We start from the raw sequence: 19,628 nt of genomic DNA, 5'->3' as shown, positions 1-19,628 counted from the left end.
GTCCGGCGTCTTTCTGTTGACTCTTCTCAGTCGCCCGCTTGAGCGCTTTTTCTGCTTCGGGGTTCAGCGATAGTTCTGCCTCGTGGTACTGCTCCCGTGCTTCTTGATCCACGACCCGGCCAATGTCCTCCGGAGCATCGCGAGCGGCAGCCGTTGGGTCGCGCGTTCGAGCGGGTTCTTCAAACGCGGTCGCTGCTTGTTCGCGCATCTGTCGGATATCTTCCCGACCCATTTCTAATTCCGCACGCTCGCCAGTCGCCGCGATATGTGCATGGGGAAACTCTGTGTCTCGGTGAACACCATACACGCAGTCGGTTGTCGGCTGCTGTGTAAACTCACTGTTCATGAAGTCCCGAGTGTTGGCACGGACTTCTTCTGGCGAATATTGTCCCGTGGGGTCTGGCGAGACGATCATGTGCCGCTGGAATCCGAACTCACGGCTCTTGTCGACAAACCGATTCACCTCTGAGTTAGACAGTTCTCGCCCGGCGGGGTTTCGGAGGTCGACCGTCGCGCCGACGTCCTGTTCGCGATCACGCTGAATGTAATCGACGAGGTTCCCTGCACCACCCTCCTGATAATCTGTTTTCAGCATCATGCACTCTCACCTGCCGATTCAGCAGCGGCCGAGGCATCTGACTCAGGGTTGCTTTCCTCGTCTGGTGTTTGCGATTCTATGTCTGGATCTCTCCCAACATGCTCGCCGGCAAATTTCAGCGCAAGCCGTCGCTGTTCAGCTGAGTAGTCATCTTGAAGCAGTTTCCAGATCGCGATAGTGTATGCCGTCCGGACTTTTTGGACGGTTTTTACCTCCTCCATTGTTCCAGACTCAAATTCTTCTAACAGCTCGGTCACCTCGCGTTTTGCCTCCTCCAGCAGAGCTTCGATTTTTGTGTTAGTGCTGTACCGCTGATACTGACTCTCTCCAGTCTCCCACTCGACGTAATCCTCGATAACCTCGTGTCCATACTCGGAGGTGGATGTCCCCGCGGCGTCAGCCAGCTGGTCAAACAATTTTTTGTTCTCTTCGGTCGTGTAAATCTGGAGTAGAGTGCGTCTCTCAGTCATTCCTGACCCTCCTTGTTTCGGATGGTTTCAACCTCTTCCTCTAGTTTATCTGTCGCTTCCTCCATCGCAGTAGCGCGCTTGTCTGCCGGGTACTCAGAGGCTATTAAATCCCACAGAGCGACCGAGTAGAACAGTTCCTGCTCCGTGTCAACGTTTGTTGCTTCCTCAACGTCTTCGACGACGGCATCAGCGATGTAGTCCAGTTCCGATCCAAGATTTAATTCCCCCGCACGCTGTTCCTGTAGTTCACGAGATATACGCTGTTCCGTCGCTTTCAGAATGTACTCTGAAACCCCTTCTCCCGCTTTGTTAGCCTGCTTCACGATCTCTTTTCGCTGCTCTGTACTCAGCCGAATTGTAACTTTGTCACTCATTTGAATTCTCCGTAGTGTCAAACTCCGCATCAGTCTCTGCCTCGATACCACCGTCAGCGACAACTGCTTCTGGCTGTGTCTGGTCAAGTGCTACAGACACCACGTCCACTAATTCCTCTTCGCTGAGTCCGTTGAGGACGTGTTCAGCCTTCTCCGGGGACAATCCACGATTCGCTAGCTCTTGCTCGACTGCTTTGGAATGGACGAACTCTTCGAAGTCAGCAGCGCGGGAGTCGACCTCGTGAGCAACAACGTCGAGCGTATCTTCCGCGTCAGCGTCGAGGTCAATGATCTGCTTCTCTTCCCACGACGTCTTGATCGTCAGCGGGTAGTCTCCGTGTTCGTCGACGCGAACCAGTGCTTGCGAGTAGCCCTGACCGTCACCCAGTGACTCCTTGCCGGCTTCGGCGTGCTGGATGTAGGACTGCTGTTCGTCCGTCAGTCCAGCGCTTGTTGCCGTCTCGTCGCCTAGCTCTGGCTCGCGGTGATGTACTTTGATCGGGCACATTCCCGCGATTTCCTCAGCGGCTCCCTTGTCCTCGAACTCCGACAGTGTCTGAGACAGCATCACTAGCCGCAGTCCGGCGTGGCGCTGGTGGCGAGCAATCTGGTTCAGCGACTCCAAGTTCGCGTCGTCGTTGAACAGGTAGTGAGCTTCGTCGATGATGATCTCGACCTTCTGCTGCATATTCTTGGCCTGCTGGTACAGTGTCGACAACAGCAGTTGCATGATGAACGACTGCTTGCCGAGGCCACTACCAGAGCCTTCGACCTGCTGGAGATCCAGATAGACGGCCTTGCTGCTGTCGTCGATCAGCCGCAGGTCCGACTCTTTCGAGAGGTTACCGAAGGTACTCCCCGGGCGGAACGGATGCAGCGCAATCGAGAGTTCGTTTGCGTACTGCTGGATTTTCTGCTGGGAAGATTCCGTCGTCGCTCCCGGGAACATTCCCGGCTCTTCCTGGAGGCGGTCAACGACTTCGAGGAAGTCGCTCAGGTCCGGCGAGTTCTCCGGCGTATGTGTCGATGGGTCCGCTGGGTCGATATCCGATTCAGTGAATATCTTGTCGATCAGGAACGTGATCAGGCCGCTGTGCATCTCCAGATCGACATCGCGAGATTGGAGGAAGTTCTCGATCACTCCGTACACTTCGTCTTTCTTCGCTGAGACGGGCTGCATATCCGGGGATTGTTCGAGCACATGCTGAGGCGTCGGATGCATCTCACACGGGTTCAGCGGCGTCTCACCGCTGATCGTGATGGTCTTTGCATCCAGCATCTTGGCGCTGCCGTGCATATCCCCGACCGGGTCGATGTAGATCTGCTTGACGTCCGACCGCTTTTTCAGCATCCGCATCGCCCGAGCCTGCGTGCCGTGGGTCTTTCCGCCGCCGGGCATCCCAGTGACCAGCTCCGAGTGACCGGTTTCCAGTTCCCACGGGTCGATCAACAGCGAGGAATCGTTGTGGCCGTGCAGTCCGTACTCGATGCCGTCCTCCATCCGGAGGTAGTTCGACGAGAACGGGAACAGCGACCCGAGCGCTTCCCCAGTCATCGAAGAAAGCCGATTCTGCCCGAGTTCGTTGGCCCCGATCGGCGAGACAGTCACCAGTCCTGCTTCCTGCCGGCGGGTCGTTCGCTTGACGCCGCAATTCGACGGCGAGTCTCGCAGCAGCGTTTCGAGCCGGTTCGTTTGCTTCCGAAGGTCTTCTTCGGTCTCCGCAGTCAGCCGGATGAACGCCCCGACACGGAACAGCGACGTGTGATTGCGACGGACCATCTGCCGGATGTACTTCGCTTGGTTGACCTCCTGTTCGATATCTTCCGCTTCCAGCTCTCCTTTGTCGTTCTGTAGCATCTTCAGCGAGGAAATCCACTCTTTCATGACCGACACTGCTGTATCAGCGTCGTATGGGTCGATGTGGATTGAGACGTCGACGGCAAGGTCCGTATCCAGCAGTAGTTGCTCTAGCATTCCACTGGTCGGATGCTCGGGATACGTCTCGATCCAGAAGCACCGGGTGTACGTCTCTTGGTCGATGAGGGCGTGGTCGGCTTCCCATTCGATATCCGTCGGCGCGACCAGTGACCGATGGTTCTCTCCCGGTCTATGCAACTGGGAGACGAAGTCGGTCTCGTCGACCTCGTAGTCGGTCCCACCGACGTCGTCGGTGTCCATGCCCTCCGCAGCGTCGTGGGCTGTGGCACCCTTGCCGTGCTTGATGAGTTCCCGAGCGGAGTACGTCACCGGGGAGACGGAGGCCGCCTCTTCGTACTCCCGCTCGGTCCGGGTTTCACAGGCCCAGTAGTCCTCAGTCAAGTGCGCCAGCTCATGCGGGCTGACCGACCGACTACGACACCGGAACATATTGTTGACTGCTCTGTCGACGGTTTCGAGCCGGTCGTGGAGTTTCTTCGCCTTGAACTCCTCTCGCTCGGCGTCAGTGAGCGTGTCACTGTCGAATCGAGTGAACAGCCGCCCAATGACCGGTATCCCAGTCAGGTAATCCGCGATGGAGTCGCTGTTCATCTGGAGATCATGGATATCGTCGTCAGTGACCCAAACGACGATGTAGTACTTGCGCTGAAGCTCAGTCTCAGTCTCAACGTTGCCGCTGTCGTCGATGTAGCGGTTGACGAACTCCATCAGGACGCCCCGGAAGATCGAATGGCTCTCCGCGTCGGGGTCGTCGAGCCGGTCGACGTGTGCCTGTATGTGGGACTCGTTGTCGACCTCGGCCGTCGTGACGTGGAGTTTCGCCCGGCCAGTCAGCGATTCAGACAGGCGTGTGAGCGATGTGACGGCTTTCTCCCATTTCTCGTCATCTTGTAGCGACATATTGGCGGGCTCGACTTCGACCGCGCCGACGTACGCTCCGTCGACGCGCTCAATGCCGTGGGGCATAACCCGCTCTAATCGCGTGACCTGCCGAGTATCCTGATTCCCTTGGCCGTGAGTGTACTGACGCTTTTTGACGAGCCAGAACAGTTTGACCCGCAGCCACTCGGTCAGGCGATAGTGATCTGGCCGGACTTTGTGCAGGATGTAGAGGAACACTTCCACAACCGCTGTGAGGGCCAACGTGGGGAAGAACAGCGCTGCTGGCACGAACGGCATCCCCATCGCGATGAGGAAGCCAAACGGCGGGATGAGGAACAGGATGAGTTCCCCGAGTGTGTAGTCGCCCCAGAAGTTGGTCGAATCTCCGAGCGATTCGTGGATGATGTTCGTATTGTATTCTTCTTCTGAGTCAGCCATTAGTCATCATCCTCCTTGTGCGGCAAGCCGTCGCGGTACACATCCGGCCCTAATATATCGTCATCAGTTGCAAACACATCCCTGAGCGAGTCGTACGACTCGGACTCATCGGACTCCGTGGTCTCGGTATCGTTCTCGTCGAAGTCATCGTCGGAGAACGGCGGATCAACCTCAGACTCGTAGACCCTGGTATCGCCAGAGTTGATCTGTGTTTGGCGCTCCATCTTGGTTTGGCGCTCCATCTTCGTCTGGCGTTCACTAATCGGAGTGTCGTCACTCTCGGAGTCGCCGGACGAGCCAGACGAGCCGGACGAACCACCGTTGGTGAATCGGCTGTTGAGGGGACTTCCACCGGACCCGCTCCCGCCGCCAGAGGGTGGTGAGCCACCAGACCCGCTGCTGCCACTGCCGCCACCAGAAGGCGGAGCGGAACCGCCTGACCCACCGGAGCCACCGCCGCCGGAACCATTGTTGCCGCCACCTCCGGAGCCGTTGGGACTACTGCCGCCACCGGAGCCGGTGGGGCCGCCGCTAGAACCCCTCTTCATGCCAGCGGGGTTGGCTGCCATCTGGCGGTGGACCATTTGGGCACCCGTAGCAGCACTGCCGACACGTCCTTTTGCAGCGCCTGAGGCAGCTCGAATCGTGCCACCAGTCGCCATTGCTGCACCGGGGCCACCGACCGCGCCAGCGCCGGCCGTCGCCGCTGCACCACCAGCCGCCGCACCGATCTTGAGTGGCTTTTTGCCACCGGCGAGTGCCTGTTCGCTGACTTGGATTGCTACGCGGCTACTGCGCTGGATGAGGACCTTCTGGGATTTTGCCGCCAAGTACAGCGTCACGAGGCTGATAAACAGCGATAACTTAGAGGGAAGTCCCCAGTTTGTCGCTTCAAAGCTCATGCGGATCAAGATTGCAGGCGGAATGCCCGCAGCGAGGACTCCGGGATACGCGCCGGCGACCTGTTTCGCCAGCCCCGAGAAGCGATTCAGCGGCCAGACCTCGACCGCCCAGAACGTCGCGACCAGTGGCATCGACAGGGTCAGCAGGAAGACCAGCAGCCACCGAGTGATGAAGATGAACGCCGCCTTGAGGTAAACGTACAGTCCAACGATCATCAGAACGACGAATATCCCAAGGCTGAGTTCCGCAATTTCCTGGACTGAGCCAATTAGTGCGGCGATCTCTTCTTTCGACTGACCGGAGCGGTAAGTCGCCTCACCGATAGCGTCGAAGAATTGCGTCCCTAGTGAGGCCACTGGGAGCCAGAAGAACAGCGAAAGGAAGGCAACTCCGAGGCGACGTAGGAGTTTCTTCCGGATAACAGGGTTCATTGACCCGTACCTGAGCCCAATCATCGCCAGAACAGAAAGCTGGATGCCGAGCGCTAACCCAACGATTCCATCGAAGTAGATGCCTGAGATTAGCGAGTTCCACGGAGCATTGCTCGCAGACTCAAATGCAATGTCGACAGGGGCTGCTGAATTCGGTCCTTCAGGGGCAGGTGTCCCAACCATTGGATCGATAAGTTTCTCTAGAAACCCGTCGAGATAATCAACGATGTCCGATTTGAGTTGATCAAGGAAGCCACTGATACCAGCTGTAATTGCCGACGAGAGTTCTGCAACCACCCTCTCGGCAATCTCCTTTACGATTTCCCCAGCAATTTCCGTCTGCATTGCTATGTCTCTGTCTCCGCTGGGGTTGCAGTGATTTCTTCTGGCTCACCGGCCAGAGATCGTTTGCAGCCGCTTGTGTCGTCATATCTGATGGGCAGGCTGACTGTAACTGAGTCGCTCCAGAGAAAATTGACAGTCAGTGCTTGATCGATCTCAACTATTTCACCACTCTCATCAACTCTCCTACAATTACCTCCATGGTCTTCAAGAAGGAAATCAAATTTAACCACAGCGGTTTCGCTGGGCTTCACTGGAACGAAGCGATTGCTTTTCTCCTCACCATTCAGTAGTGTCTGAGATGCTGCATCTGTGCGTTTCCCCACGTTCCGCACAACCATCGCCAAGCTACCATCGACGAAGTCTGGATGTTCAGCCCCAGGGATAACCTCCTCAAACTCAAACGTAGTGCCCAGTTCGAGTGGGAGTTTGGTTTCGACGTCGTCACCACGGAGATAGAGCGTGTGCTGTCCCCGAGGCAGCGGTTCGTACGAGTCCTCGCCCTCTGTTAGCGAAAGGCGTGTCCGGGTTTCACCGGGGCTGAAATAGTCGCTGACGAACTCCCGACCGGACTCTGTGATGATGCTGACCGATGAGGGCTCGATCTCATCGGTCACAGCCACGTCCAGAGCCAACTGGCGGCCGTTCTCGACAATCTCAATCGACGTCTCTTCGATGTAGTCGGACTGCTCTTCTGGCGGGCCGGCGCTTCCGTCACCTCCGTCACTGCTATCAGACAGCCCGCCACTGCAGCCTGCAAGCGCGGCAAGACCCCCGCTAAGGAGTCCAAGCACTGTTCTGCGGTCGATACTGCTATTTCGTGGTATAGTCTTGTGTGTCATGAATTATACCAACCAACAAATTTGCCTCTCGTCCAGACGTCGTAGCCATACAGCGCCAGCACAGCCGGCAACACCGTCAGGAGCGTCACTACAGCGAGGTCGATGAACTCCGCAAGGTCTGGAAGATTCACTTCGTAGGCGACCCGCTCTTGGGTGTCTCGTACCGGTACAGCACGCCCCTGCTCCCACCAGATCTGAGTCGGGCGATACGTGACTATCGCCGAGGAGACTTCGCCCTGGTCGACGGTGACCGTAATCTCATCATCGCCAGCGAGTGACTGTTTGACCCGGGACTGCCCCGTTGCGACAGTAACGTTCCCTGCCGCAATCGGGAAGCCAGCCGTCGGTTCGACCCGGACCAGCAGGTCCGTCGAGTTGTCGGTCGAGTTGACGACCTCGGAGGTGATGTTGACCTCGCGGATTGGCGTCGGGTTCGTCGAGTCCGCTGGCTGTTCGATGCTGTGCCCACGGACGAGTCCGTTGATCTCGAAGTTCTCCGTCCGGAGTTGTTCCGCACTCCGAATCGTGAACCGATCCGCCGTCGTGAACGTCTCCGAACGGTTGATCCGAATCTCCGGCGGGAGCGTCGTCCTGTTGGTCGCGTTAGCGGTCGTGTTCGCCGTCGTGTTCACAGTCGCATTCGTCGGATACGTCGCTTCGAGCGATGGGACGAACCGCCAGCCGTCGGAACTCTCATTTTGGACGCGGTTGACCGTGACTGCCGGACCTTCCGTCGTCCGGACAGCGTGGGTTTCGAGTGGTCGTACTGGGGTCGTCGTGTTTTCCGACCAGTTTTTCCAGCCGGGCGGTGAGCGGGTATAGAACCGCCACTTGCTCTGGACCTCGTATCCCCCGTCGAACTGGACGCTCTGCCAGCTGCCGGGGATTACAGTCCCGATCCGATAGTCGTCGGTCGTGGCCCCTCTGCCGTTCGGCACGACGCCGGGCTCGACGACCATCTCCCGCTCGGAGAGGTTTTCCACCTGGACTTTCCGTGAGTCCGTGACCGTCAGTTCGTACTCGTCAATCTCGTCATCGCCAATCTCCGAGAGATTCGTCGAGATCGTCGTGACCAACTGGAGTTCCGTGGTCCCGTTGATCTCAGTGTAGTTGAGCGTGGGCTGGGCGGCAGTGCTGTTGTCCATCGAAGTACCGTTGGCGTACAGCGTCGTGTTCGTCGACGTGTTCACTACTCGGAAGTCGTCCTCGAAGAACTCCGAGATGAATACCCGGTAGTCGTGAATGGCACGAACGGTCCCGTTCGGACGGACCAGCCGTTCCGTGCCTCCCTGTTGATGGACGACCGTCGATGGCTCGATGCTGAAAAACGCGACGTAGGCGTCACGAATCCAGATGCCAGAGCGAGTGTCCGTGACGTTCACTGGGTAGGAGGCGTTCTCGATGCCAGTCCGGAACGAGTCGTGTTCGGGCCGGTTCCACAGTGTTGTGTTCGATGGCTCGCGAGAAACCATATCTCCCGTGCATGAGGGGAGGACGGCCAGTGTGCCGTTCTCAGCCTCGGCCCGGTCAGCCCGTGTGAGGTTCGGATGGTCAGGGTCGCCAGACCACAGCGCACGGAAGAACGTGTGGTTGTGGTTGTAGGAGCGGTTCGGAGGCACGACGCCTGCCGTCGCGTTGTCCCCGACAGAGGCATTGGCCGGCGGGTTCGAGGTGTTCTCGTAGCACGAGACTTTCGCGCTGAGGTTCTGCCTTGCTCCGAGTTCGACGGACCTGTTCACACCTGTCTGGTTCGCTGTTGACCCTCGGTCGATGGACTCGGTGCCTTCGGTTCCGTTGGCTGTTGTCCTGTTGCCTGCTGTCTCGTTGCCTGCTGGGTCTTGGACGCTGGATTCGTTGTTGTCAGTGCGATTCGTCTGTGTTCCCTCGCCCCTGGAGCCATTCGGTGCGGTGGCGTTTTGTTGGAGTACCCCCACGCCACCGTGACTCGCGTCAGTGAGGGATTGTGCCGTCCCCCGCTCAATCTGAGCTGGGTTGCCACCAGCGGACGCCGGCCCCGCAGCTGCGGCTGTCGAGAGCAGCGAGCAAAGGGCCGCGATCATCAGCAGTGAGCGGAGTGGTGGCATCGTATCTTCAGAATGGGGTCACGCAGTCCGAGAAGCCGAAGCCGACGTTGTCCCCGAACTTCGTGATGAGTTCTGGAGCCACGATTGCCAGGACGACGACGCCGAGGCCGACCAGCGAGAGGATGAGGTCCCGGCGGGCCTCGTTTTGCTGGTTCGGGTTGCCAGAGGCCCGCATGTACGACAGGCCACTGCGACCGACGAACACCATCGTCGCTGGCAGGCCAAGACCAGCCAGTGCGCCAAAGACGACGTTGACGCCGTCCTCGACAGCAGTGTCACAGTAGATGTTCCCGACGTCGGTCTGGCCCATCGCCGAGCCAGCAAACAGCGTGAGGATCAGCAGTAACTGCGTTGTCTGTCGCACGCCGGGCGTGAGCCACGCGTCAGCGAATCGCCGCTTTGCGTGCGTGTAGAGTGTTGGTTGTGTGGTCGATGCGTTCGATGCGTTGGTTTGAGTTGACATGGATGTCTCTGTTTTTGCGGTCTTGCTTGTCCACCGATTCCCCACCGGTAATCCGCTACGGATTCTATGTTGGTTTTCTTATACTATTGTTGAATTCTGTCTTGAATACGCCAGCAAATTATGACAGTGGGATTAACTAAAATCTTGTCTATCAACTTAACCTTGATCCTCTATAATACTTAGTATTATAGAGGATACTACGGACCCGTTCTGTTGCTTGATTTTTAATGTAGCACCGAGGGTGCAATCAGACCTCATATTCGGTGTCTTATCACTTATCTTATGCAGTACAAATCTAGACAATATAGACTATATAGTTGGTAAGTAAATCGAAAGTAGTACCACTTTGCTGACATGATAAGGTATATACGTCTAGTCTAGAGATTTATGTTTAAGACAAGACCTGCACCGCTGACAGCCGCAACGGACACAGGCATCCCTCAACCGGATGGGGTCAACGGATGTCTGACGCTCCTAGCGGTTTTAAGTCACCGGATGTGCAAGTCGCAGGACAGAGAAGACACTACGAGAAAGCAACTTGCCTGAGAACGGACCGGCGTTCCCAGCTCGAACCCGTTGGCGCGGGAATCGCTGGGAACGACCAACTTGTCTGTACCGGTTCCTTCTCGGCAGAATGGCTTAAGCGTTACCCACCAGCAACAGGTATCCCCAGCCATATCTGCCGCCGTCGAGAGGCGGAGGGTGCTCACTAACCAGGATGGATATGAAGCACCACGAACGAGAGCGCAGCCAGAGAGGCATACAGTCAGAACCGTTCACGAACGACCGCCGCACGCAGAATTTTATTTTTTCGCTGCGCGGCAGAATGGAGTGTACCCCGGGGGTCCCCTGGACCCCCGAAGGCGGCCGTCAGGCCGTCTACCCGCACTGCGGTCCGTCGGCAGACGCAACCGCAGGCGGGGTGGGGGTCTGCACCCCCACCCCACCCACACACCAAGAAGGTGTGTGTGGTGTGGGTGTGAACCCCCCCGCACACACCGAGATGGTGTGTGGGTGCGGGTCCGCCCTTCGGGAGGTGCAATCCTGATGCGGGACACTTCGAAACTAGACTGGATGGTTCCCGCAGACGAGTGGGAGCAGTTCCGCCGCCACATCGAATCCCGATTCGGGGTTGCTGAGGGCTATCTGGGCCGTGAAGCCGAACTCGCGATGGAGCAATACATTGACGCGGACGGCTATGCTCGCGTTGAGACGCTCGTCGACCGCCTTGTCTCAGCCGCCGGTCGCTCTCCGGATCACGCCAGCGAAAAAATAAAATCTGATCTGTCGTCTCAGGAACCGACCCGCATCGGCATCCGTGTCGGGACGCCCCTCAAAGAGGAGTTCTGCGCATACGTTGACGAGCACACGGACTACAACTACGGCGTCGCCCTCGCACGCGCATTGAACGTCTATCGCGATGGTGGCCGCTCTCGCCGCGTAGAAGACAAGCTTGACCGCGTCGTTGACGACGCTGAATCTATGCTGGGCGAGCTCAATGATGACTCCGATAAGAGTCTCAGTAGCGTCCAGCGCAAGACCATCGCCATCTGCCACGATGTCGGCGAGTCGTTCACCGATGCGGTCCTGAACGAGAGCATTCACAGCATCGCCGCCGAGGGGCCGAAAGCGTCTGATCCAACGCTGGAGAAGTACCGTGACCTCGTGATCGACCGCCTCGACTACGAACGCCACCCGAACAACGAGGAGCTGTGGATCTCTCGCGACCAGGCCGAAGAGATCGCCCCCGACGCAACGCCCGCTGAGTGCCGCCGCTCGGTTGACCTACTGGATACTGACGAGATGAAGCGCCGTCTCATCTACACCGTTGGCCGCCGCGCAATGGCGACGTCCTCAAAGGACGTGACGCTCCCTGAGCGAGAACTTCGTCAGGAGGTGTTCGACGACGAGATATCGAGACCAACGATGCATGAAGTGATGCAAGCAGCTGCTGAGCACTTCGGAATCGGGACCGGCAAACCAGACAGACAGCAGGTGCTGCGCCTGAATCTGACCGAACTCGAAATCGACCACCCCGATATGGCCCGGACGATTCGACACTTCGCGAACGCCGACGGCGACTCAAAGCTTGCTGACAGCGGCGAGACGACGCTGGGCTCCTATGGCGGTGGTCAGCAGCCGTCGGCAATGACTGATGGAGGTACTGTCGCTGACTGAATACTCGCACTGAACCGCTTGCCAGCACACTCGCGGGCACGCCATTGTGCCGGCCGGTAGCTTCAGCTATGCCGTTCGACGGGCACCACAGGAGCGGCAACGCTGATGAACCGGCGCTGGCTGTGACGGGACGTGGTGATCTGCTCGATGAGCGACCGGAACTGCAGCCGACTGACAAGCTTGTGCTGTCGCTGGTTGCTCATCTGCAGAGGGATGGTATTGGACGGGTTGACCGATGAGGATGAACGGCCCGTTACTATCCTCCTCAAATCGGCTGTGTTAGGGTTTGATGCTGGCCCGATGGCTCAGGCTCTGCTCGTCAGTTCTATAGAGTAAATAGGAGTCCGGCATTCTGGATGTTTCTCTGAGATTCTGCCCATTCTGTCTGAACAGACTGGATTACAGGGATAATCATAACCCGCTCTTGCGTAGGTGATTATTGATACTGTTGAGGCGTAGCTGTAGAGTCGAAGAGGACAAGGGCACCGCAGCGGTGCCCGACACGAATGATTCCGCTAGATGTGTTTATGTGGGAATCGGTCGCAGCGGACCTGCTGGAACAGGTTCGATGGCGTGACGGTGTTATCTGTCCTCGCTGCCGTTCTGACCGGAAAGTCAGAAACGGCAGCTACAGAGAGTTTCAACGGTATCTCTGTAAGAATTGCGACCGTACGTTCAACAATAAGACTGGCACAATCATCGCCTGTTCGAAGAGAGCACTTTTCTCCGGTTTAACACGAGTCTTTGCCAACTAAAGTGCAAAATCGAGGTGACACACAAAACGATGCATCGGCGCATCGAGCCCTTCACCAGAGCGCTCGATGCGCCTTCCCTCGGCTCGTCGGACCGGTTGAAGTCGACGAGTGTACGTCTCTGCCGGGAAGAAAGGCTGCGAGCGCGAAGTCGCGCTCGCGTGGCCTGTCCACGCGCGGGCGTAGTTCAATGTAGCGGCAACAAGCCACCCGTGCTCATTATCGCCGACCGCGGCACCGGACACCGGTATATGATCCCTGCGAAAGCCGCAGACGAATCGACGATACGACTCCTGCTGGCGGTCAGCCAGCAGGAGTCGTTGACCGTCTATACCGACGGCTTTCGAGCGTACGAACCGCTCGAAGAAGACGACGCATTCGACCGTGAATACGTCGTCCACGGTAACGGCGAATACGCCGACGACGAGGTCCACGTCAACACCTGTGAGAGCCACCGAGGTATCTTCAAAGACAAGTTGACACAGTATCTCAGAGCGTTCCAACTTCGTCATCGTGTCTATCGAAAACCGGCAAAAGAAGCGCTCAAAATCATCCTCAAAACTGCGCTCTAACTCATCAACAATCTACGCCACAAGATCGAAATCATTTCGTCTGAAAAATACACGACTGTTAATCAATATCGTAAAGTTATGATGTGAATTTAGATCGTCTACCATGTATTAATTTGGTCTTAGTGATTTGCTGTCGTTATATGGCGGAATTCAAGGACTTCGAGGAGTTTGTTGAGGAACTACGGGAAATCTGCCGAATGGGTTATGTGGAAACTCACCGGAATGCAGACACTGGTGTTGGAAAGACTCTCGAAGACCTACTCGGTATCAAGGAGAACAACATCCCTGGACCCGATGCAGCAGGGGTGGAGCTAAAAGCTGTACGCAAGAACTCTGGAAGTCTGACAACCCTGTTCACGAAGGAACCTCCGCGCGGAAAGGAAAACAGACCACTGTGGTCGCAAGAGATGATTCGTGAGCTCGGGTATATTGACGACAAGGGTCGAGAAGCACTGAAGGTCACGATTGCACCAGATGAGCCAAACAACCGTGGATTCTATCTGGACTACACTGACGAGACCATTACAATTGCTCACGAGGACGAAGGCCCATGTGCAATCTATCCTATCGACTGGCTTCAGGAGAAGTTTGAGAACAAGTTCCCGCAAGCTGTGATGGTGTTTGCAGACTCTGAGATGAGGGATGGTCGCGAGTACTTCCACTACAACCAGGCTTATCACTTAGACGGGTTCGATGGCGATGAATTCCTGAATCTGATGAGAGAGGGAATCATCACCGTAGACCTTCGGATGCATCTCAAGGAATCTGGAGCGAACCGTAATCGAGGAACTGCGTGGCGTATCATGGACGAAAGCAAGCTTGACCGAGCATTTGCGGAACGTACTCCACTGCTCACTGATGTGGATGTCGAGGAGGTTGAGAAAGAAGCGGAATCTGCCACAAAAACTCAAGATACTCTTCTCGATTTCGAATGACGGAGCGATACGAAATTCCAGACAAGAGCGACCTAGCAGAAGCAATTGGGCAGCAGCGTCTATCTCAGGAAATGTATGACGACCTGTCTGCTCTAGTTTCGGTCGTCAATGATTACGAGAAGTCGATTCCGTTTGAATATGCGTTGTATAGGGCTCACCACGACTATGATTACTCCCTGTCGCCTGAGTCAGAAGATGACAACCTCTACGATAAGCACAAGGGCAGATTGGACAAAATTGGCAGGTGGAACGAAAAAATAGTGGGAGATGTCGTTGGACGAATTCCTCATGTCGGGGTCTGGGTAGAGTTTGTCACCTCTGAGTTAGGATATGATACGGTCTCTGAACAAAATTTGAACAAGATTCAGAAGGCTTGTGTTCGAATAGGAGATGAGCGGAAGGAAGAGTATTATAAAGCATGTGGACGAGAGTTTCAGGAACGTGTCCTCGAGGATTCAGATTCAACACTAGCTAATTCTGGGACAATTGGGGACTTCATTGATGAAGTGATAAACAACTTCTCAAGACTAGCTGGCGAAGAATTCCCATCTCGAATCAATGCGGGGAAGCAAGGTGGAAAAAGTAGTGCTGGAAGTGCTAATGAAGAACTTGCTCGACGCCTTTTGATATCTGAAGGACTAGATAATGAGTCTGACTCAGAATCAGGAGACTTCACGACGAAGGGCGATGATGATTCGGATATTATCGTCTTTGGTCATGAGGACCAATCGATGTTTGTAGAGGTCAAGTCTACGTCAATTCGGGAACGTGTACGTCGGTCTTTAATGGGAGAGGGAGACTATTGGTGCTTATTTGGCTTCTTCAATGATGCTAATAAGGTTCGGTCGGAAGTGCTTGAAGGTAACCGTCAAGGAGACCCGTGGTCTGAACAGTCAGGAGTAGCATATGTCCCTGCAGGAAAGGTAGCAGAGATAGAAGCGGTTGATAACAAAGAGGACGACGAGAGATCTGTCTACACTCTCCGTAACGAGGACGACCTTCTATATCTTCGTGCCAACAATCTATTTGCTCAGGATATGGCTCAGTTCACTAAAACTGGTGAGCTAACGGACGTGGACCCAGGGCATGAAGAGCAATTCCTCTGAGTCTAAGGAGCTCGAAGGATGACGATATTCTCGTTGGCCATCAGGTCTCCTTTGGTTCCTTCAACGTTCTCAGGCGCATTCTCCCACGGTAGTGTCTTGTTCGGAATCTCTCGTGGTAGGTTGTGTTCGAATTCGTACCCAAGATGTTCGCAAAGCTCTCTCGTAATGAGGTGAGTGGGGATATTGACTCGGCTCATCGTTCGATTCGCAACTACCCAGGCAACAGGTTGACCACTCTTCGTGATTTCACCGACCTGCTCCATCACGGCGAAATAGTCTCTGAAAAAGTTCATGGCATCGTCTGCCCGACCGTCTTTTGCACGTAGGGTATCTAACGTGGCCTTTAGCGTTGGTGAGTACTCTTCAAGCTCTGAAAGTGGTTCGAGTACCTGATTCTTGCCACCGAGACCGTTCTTGTCCACGTCCTTCATCTCGTCGTACCCCACCTTCCCCGTCAGCAGAGCAGGGTCCTGACTGAACTGACCGTAAGCAACAGTCGTTCTGTGGTCTCCGTACGGAGGCGAAGTGATTACAATATCTGCAGCATCTTCGCCTACGTCTTCAACGGCAGAGCGAGAGTCTGAATAATGAATCGTAGTGTCTAACGAGTGGTCAACCTTCTCGCCGAAGTCGACCATCAGGTTGTAGTTCTTCTTCAGTTTCGTAGTGAAGATGGGTTCCACATCTGGGTCGTGCTCTTCTCGGTCTTCTTCGGAGAGGCGGTATCGCTTGAATTCTCCGTTACGCTGGTAGCTTACCTTCCTCGTGGTATGAGAGAGGACTAGGCGGAAGAATCGAGCATACTCAATTCCAAACTCATCCTCGATGTCATCGATACGGTCTCGGATATGCGTTAGTTCATGGAGCTGAGATTCTGGGAACCATCCGTCACGAACATCAGGCATCTCCAACCAGGCGATCTCGCCTTCTGCTTCAAACACCTCCCGAACTTCTCGAAGTTCGTCGTTCAACCCTTCGAGGAGTGCATCTCGTGCATCAGATAAACCAGACCGTTCGAGTGGGATTGCCTTTGCCTGAGACAGCATCACGGCAAACGGGTTGATGTCGTTTGCTTCAGCGTTCAATCCGTGTAAACGAGCTTCTACAGAGGTTGTTCCGCTCCCTGAGAATGGGTCGTACACGAGGTCTCCTTCTGAAATGATTCCCTCTCCTTTGTAGAAGTCGAGAAGTCGACCAACAATCTGTGGAACCATCCGCGCTGGATAGTTGTGTAGGCCATGGGTGTACTCTCGTGTGTCTGCTCCTTTGAACGTCCAATCGATGTCATCGAGGCTCGAAATCTCATCTGGTTCTGAGATAGCTCCAAGGGTTTCTTGCCGAGATTTCCGTGTCATATTTTCACTTATTATGTACCCGCGCGTGGTAGTCGTTTCGCAACGTGACTACTATAATACCCCTTCTCAGTTACCACGGATTAAGTTTATTATGTAGATTAACATTGTGAAGCGGCGGCATTAATTAACATCCAATGAGACTTGGCGACTGAACGTGGTAGATATACGGCTCAACGATGCAGATAGAGCTATTCTCTCTGAACTGCTGGAAGGGCGAGCTACAGCTGCATATCTAGAGACTCAGATTGACTGGTCACGCAGCTATATTACACAACGACTCAAACGGCTCGAAGAACACGGAATAGTAGAGAATTTAGAGGCTACTGGTCTGTATGCTACAAGAGTTGAGATTGACGGACCTGAATTAGTATAGACTGTCTAACGGAAGAAGATAAATAGGTTACATTCACAATCATATTCACCGTTCACCTTTCCTGAAATCAGAAATATACTGGCTCACCGTCCGGCCCCCGACCCCAAGTGCATCCGCAATCTCCTGATTTTCGAAATCCTGTGTCACCAAATATGCAGCCATCGCTGCCGTTCCCTCCGCAACGATCACTGCTGGAATCCCGACCTGCCAGCACTCGTCGTGGGTTGTCAGTCGCCACTCTAGCGGCTTTTCTAGTCTAACCGTCTCGACGATCACTGCCCACAGTTGCGCGTATGTCTCCGCATCGCGAGCGCTGTCTTCAGTGTCTTCGAACACCACCGCGCCCGGCGGTGTCTCTCGGTTCAGTCCCGTCGCTGCCCGAACCGCCTCCTCGTCACTCACCACGCTGACGCCGACTTACTCGCTCGTACCCACCGGAACGTACACGAACGACCCCCGGAACTCGTAGATTCTCCTCTGTTCATACTCGGCTGTAATCTCAATATCGGCCACTACAGCACACAATATGTGTAATTCAATCACACTCATACACGATTATTACACAAGTGTAATACCCACAGGTTGTCGACGAGGATCGAGGTCGGCTCCTATTTGAGCGTAGCGACTACATCGAATTGTGATCGTGCCGATGTCGGGAGTCAAACCTCGAGGCTTAGCTCTTTTCGCTGGGGAAATCCCTTACCCACCCCTACCACAAAACTGCGTAAAAGGCAGAGATAAGCAGACAGGCCGCAGAAAGGAAGTGCTTTGTACAGACCCGCGAGAAGGCGGATCAGTTATTTACTCAGAAGCCACCGTACAAAGGGTTCCTGACCAACACTGATGCCCGTGTGTCAGCAACAGACTGTGACTCATGACGACAGCACCGAACTCTAGGAGTTTGGTGAAAGCACGATAGGGGAGTACGGAGAGTGGAACGCAGGTGGAGGGGAAACGGGGCACGTTGGAGGGCAGCGGGTCGAGCACTTAGCGCTCGCCAACACTGGGGGTCAGTTGGGGAGTGATGGGGCAAGCGTGTCGGATACTTTTCGGGGACCGCCTCCGACCGGCGGCTACCTGCACATACTGGCCAGTGGATAATCAAGCCCCACAGAGTGTTTCTGACTCTGAAACACTCCTTCTGGGTCGGCTCTTACCAAGCACAGCGAAACAGCCGAATTCCTCTCTGTATTGACCGTGAGCCAGTCCAAAATTTTGTGTTCCTCTGTCGGGTGAGAGGATGACTGACCTTTCACTCGGTACGTTTGGAGACGGAGACAGCGCCGACAACGACCTCGATCCCGATGCTGCAAGCATCGCCCGATGCGCGACGACGTGTCGCGCTCCTGACCGCGACGATACCAGTTGGGCAGCCCCGGACGAGGACTGGGGGCTGGCAACGCAGCGGCCAGAGTCGTCGATCAACACGTCGGCTGGTCGAGCAACCAAACAGCAAACGCGGTGGGTCGTCGGCGGGGACGTCGGAGACTACGTTGAACAGTACGCAACTGGTGACCTCCTGCAAATTCCAAACACGTACGGCGACTTCAGTTCAGTCGACACTCGAGTCACAGTCGTCGACGGGCTCGCTGACAGCTACGGGTACGGCATCGACGCCCAAGCACTGGAAAAGGCATTGCGAGTCCTCACTGGCGGTGGCCGATACACTGCGTCGAGATACACGGCAATCCCGTGCGGGAAGCAGCCGTGGATTCTGACGGGGCCAGAAGGGACGCTCTTGTGCAGCTGTATGCCCGTCGAACGGCCGGAGAATCCATACACAAGGGAGCTTCGGACGCCAGAGAGGACCCTGCAGATTGAGGAGCAGAACCAAACAGTCCGCACGGGAGCCGCTGAGTTTGCCCACCTGCTGTCCGACGCTCTCGGTGTCGATATCGAGGGCGTAGAGCACGCAACAGTCCGCGGGCAAACCCAGCACTCGTTCGTCGGCGAGGAGGACAAGTTCACGATCAAAGCCAGTGACTTAGCACAACTGCATGGGTTGACGAGCGATCCATCTGTCATCCAAGGAGGAGTCAGCCGTGGAGTCCAGCCCCCCAGCGGTGGCGACTCAATCTCGGTTGAGTGGGACGGGCCGGAGCATCCGGTTGGATATCTCGACGAGGGAGACGTGATCGCCGGCTACGAGTTTGCGTGGGAACGGCCCGAAGAGTCGCTGGAAGACGTTGCGGTGGTTCGCGAGTACCGGATCACACAGAACTACTCGCGCTGGACGGTTGATTACAATACCCATCGCCTTGCGTCGGTGGTCCCATAGCGCCGCCAACGGCATATTTTGTGAGCCCTCCGGCAAGTGGAGGGTGATCCAGATGTCACAGTCCACAGCGACCAGTAGCACCGAAGCAGCAACCACCGACGCCGAAACGAGCGTGCCAGAGACGGCGACAGACAGTGACGCAGAACTCGACACTGCGGACCTCCTGTCGCTCGATGCCCCGCAGCATCTTCGGATCAGCGGCGAGGTACAGTTGTTTGAGCGGATTTTCGCGGCGGCTGGCACGGTCACAGACAAGACGCGGATAGGGATTGCAGAGTCGGGAATCGCCATCCGGGCGGCTGACCTGCAGGGA

General features: G+C 55.8%; 16 protein-coding genes and 2 pseudogenes. 7 read left to right on the top strand and 11 right to left on the bottom strand.

What is annotated here, in order from left to right; genetic code table 11:
• The 8 genes from ACYJ11_RS20840 to ACYJ11_RS20805 form a co-directional block, all read right to left on the bottom strand.
• Nucleotides 1–598, bottom strand: a 598-nt coding sequence (locus ACYJ11_RS20840) for a relaxase/mobilization nuclease domain-containing protein (protein ID WP_461649314.1), incomplete at its 3' end; no start/stop codon positions are given.
• The gene (locus tag ACYJ11_RS20835; protein WP_306712032.1) at nucleotides 595–1,068 is read right to left on the bottom strand and encodes a hypothetical protein; all 474 of its coding nucleotides are present in this window, start codon (nucleotides 1,066–1,068) and stop codon (nucleotides 595–597) included. The genes ACYJ11_RS20835 and ACYJ11_RS20840, both read right to left, overlap by 4 nt.
• On the bottom strand, nucleotides 1,065–1,442 hold the full coding sequence (locus ACYJ11_RS20830; protein ID WP_306712034.1) for a hypothetical protein: 378 nt from the start codon (nucleotides 1,440–1,442) through the stop codon (nucleotides 1,065–1,067). Before ACYJ11_RS20830 ends, ACYJ11_RS20835 begins: the two co-directional genes overlap by 4 nt.
• Nucleotides 1,435–4,701 (bottom strand): VirB4 family type IV secretion system protein, encoded by a 3,267-nt coding sequence (locus tag ACYJ11_RS20825; RefSeq protein WP_306712036.1) that lies wholly within the window; start codon nucleotides 4,699–4,701, stop codon nucleotides 1,435–1,437. The genes ACYJ11_RS20830 and ACYJ11_RS20825 overlap by 8 nt, the downstream gene beginning before the upstream one ends.
• Nucleotides 4,701–6,380 carry a hypothetical protein gene (locus tag ACYJ11_RS20820; protein WP_306712038.1) on the bottom strand — a complete coding sequence of 560 codons (1,680 nt, stop codon included), beginning with the start codon at nucleotides 6,378–6,380 and terminating at the stop codon, nucleotides 4,701–4,703. Before ACYJ11_RS20820 ends, ACYJ11_RS20825 begins: the two co-directional genes overlap by 1 nt.
• 2 nt (nucleotides 6,381–6,382) lie before the next feature.
• Entirely contained in the window at nucleotides 6,383–7,219 is an 837-nt protein-coding gene (locus ACYJ11_RS20815; RefSeq protein ID WP_306712040.1) for a hypothetical protein, read from the bottom strand.
• Nucleotides 7,216–9,303 (bottom strand): hypothetical protein, encoded by a 2,088-nt coding sequence (locus ACYJ11_RS20810; protein ID WP_461649313.1) that lies wholly within the window; start codon nucleotides 9,301–9,303, stop codon nucleotides 7,216–7,218. The genes ACYJ11_RS20815 and ACYJ11_RS20810 overlap by 4 nt, the downstream gene beginning before the upstream one ends.
• Before the next feature lie 7 nt (nucleotides 9,304–9,310).
• A complete protein-coding gene (locus ACYJ11_RS20805) occupies nucleotides 9,311–9,766 on the bottom strand; it encodes a hypothetical protein (RefSeq protein WP_461649312.1) in 456 nt (151 codons plus the stop codon).
• Nucleotides 9,767–10,813: 1,047 nt separating this feature from the next.
• On the opposite strand from ACYJ11_RS20805, the gene ACYJ11_RS20800 reads away from it, so the two are divergent.
• Nucleotides 10,814–11,944 carry a hypothetical protein gene (locus tag ACYJ11_RS20800; protein WP_461649311.1) on the top strand — a complete coding sequence of 377 codons (1,131 nt, stop codon included), beginning with the start codon at nucleotides 10,814–10,816 and terminating at the stop codon, nucleotides 11,942–11,944.
• Between the two features lie 62 nt (nucleotides 11,945–12,006).
• On the opposite strand, the gene ACYJ11_RS20795 is transcribed toward ACYJ11_RS20800, so the two are convergent.
• Nucleotides 12,007–12,147, bottom strand: a complete 141-nt coding sequence (locus ACYJ11_RS20795; protein ID WP_461649310.1) for a hypothetical protein — start codon at nucleotides 12,145–12,147, stop codon at nucleotides 12,007–12,009.
• 303 nt (nucleotides 12,148–12,450) lie between these two features.
• Between ACYJ11_RS20795 and ACYJ11_RS20790 the strand changes: the two are divergent.
• The 3 genes and pseudogenes from ACYJ11_RS20790 to ACYJ11_RS20780 all read left to right on the top strand — a co-directional run bounded on the left by ACYJ11_RS20790 (nucleotide 12,451) and on the right by ACYJ11_RS20780 (nucleotide 15,309).
• Nucleotides 12,451–13,268, top strand: a pseudogene (locus tag ACYJ11_RS20790) (IS1595 family transposase).
• Nucleotides 13,269–13,408: 140 nt separating this feature from the next.
• Nucleotides 13,409–14,203 (top strand): MvaI/BcnI family restriction endonuclease, encoded by a 795-nt coding sequence (locus ACYJ11_RS20785; RefSeq protein WP_461649309.1) that lies wholly within the window; start codon nucleotides 13,409–13,411, stop codon nucleotides 14,201–14,203.
• On the top strand, nucleotides 14,200–15,309 hold the full coding sequence (locus ACYJ11_RS20780) for a hypothetical protein (protein WP_461649308.1): 1,110 nt from the start codon (nucleotides 14,200–14,202) through the stop codon (nucleotides 15,307–15,309). The genes ACYJ11_RS20785 and ACYJ11_RS20780 overlap by 4 nt, the downstream gene beginning before the upstream one ends.
• Before the next feature lie 2 nt (nucleotides 15,310–15,311).
• Here ACYJ11_RS20780 and ACYJ11_RS20775 read toward each other — a convergent pair whose 3' ends face one another.
• Nucleotides 15,312–16,664, bottom strand: a complete 1,353-nt coding sequence (locus tag ACYJ11_RS20775; protein WP_461649307.1) for a DNA adenine methylase — start codon at nucleotides 16,662–16,664, stop codon at nucleotides 15,312–15,314.
• Nucleotides 16,665–16,818: 154 nt separating this feature from the next.
• Between ACYJ11_RS20775 and ACYJ11_RS20770 the strand changes: the two genes are divergently transcribed.
• Nucleotides 16,819–17,037, top strand: coding sequence for a winged helix-turn-helix transcriptional regulator (locus ACYJ11_RS20770; RefSeq protein WP_461649306.1), 219 nt, complete (start codon nucleotides 16,819–16,821; stop codon nucleotides 17,035–17,037).
• 45 nt (nucleotides 17,038–17,082) lie between these two features.
• Here the strand turns inward: ACYJ11_RS20770 and ACYJ11_RS20765 are convergent, their stop codons facing one another.
• On the bottom strand, nucleotides 17,083–17,439 hold the full coding sequence (locus tag ACYJ11_RS20765; RefSeq protein WP_461649305.1) for a hypothetical protein: 357 nt from the start codon (nucleotides 17,437–17,439) through the stop codon (nucleotides 17,083–17,085).
• A gap of 838 nt (nucleotides 17,440–18,277) precedes the next feature.
• On the opposite strand from ACYJ11_RS20765, the gene ACYJ11_RS20760 reads away from it, so the two are divergent.
• A complete protein-coding gene (locus tag ACYJ11_RS20760) occupies nucleotides 18,278–19,315 on the top strand; it encodes a hypothetical protein (protein WP_461649304.1) in 1,038 nt (345 codons plus the stop codon).
• A 52-nt stretch (nucleotides 19,316–19,367) separates the two neighbouring features.
• Nucleotides 19,368–19,628, top strand: a pseudogene (locus ACYJ11_RS20755) (hypothetical protein); the annotation flags it as partial.

The organism is Haloarcula sp. H-GB5 (genome assembly GCF_054850705.1).
This window is presented reverse-complemented; position numbering and strand designations above follow the sequence as displayed.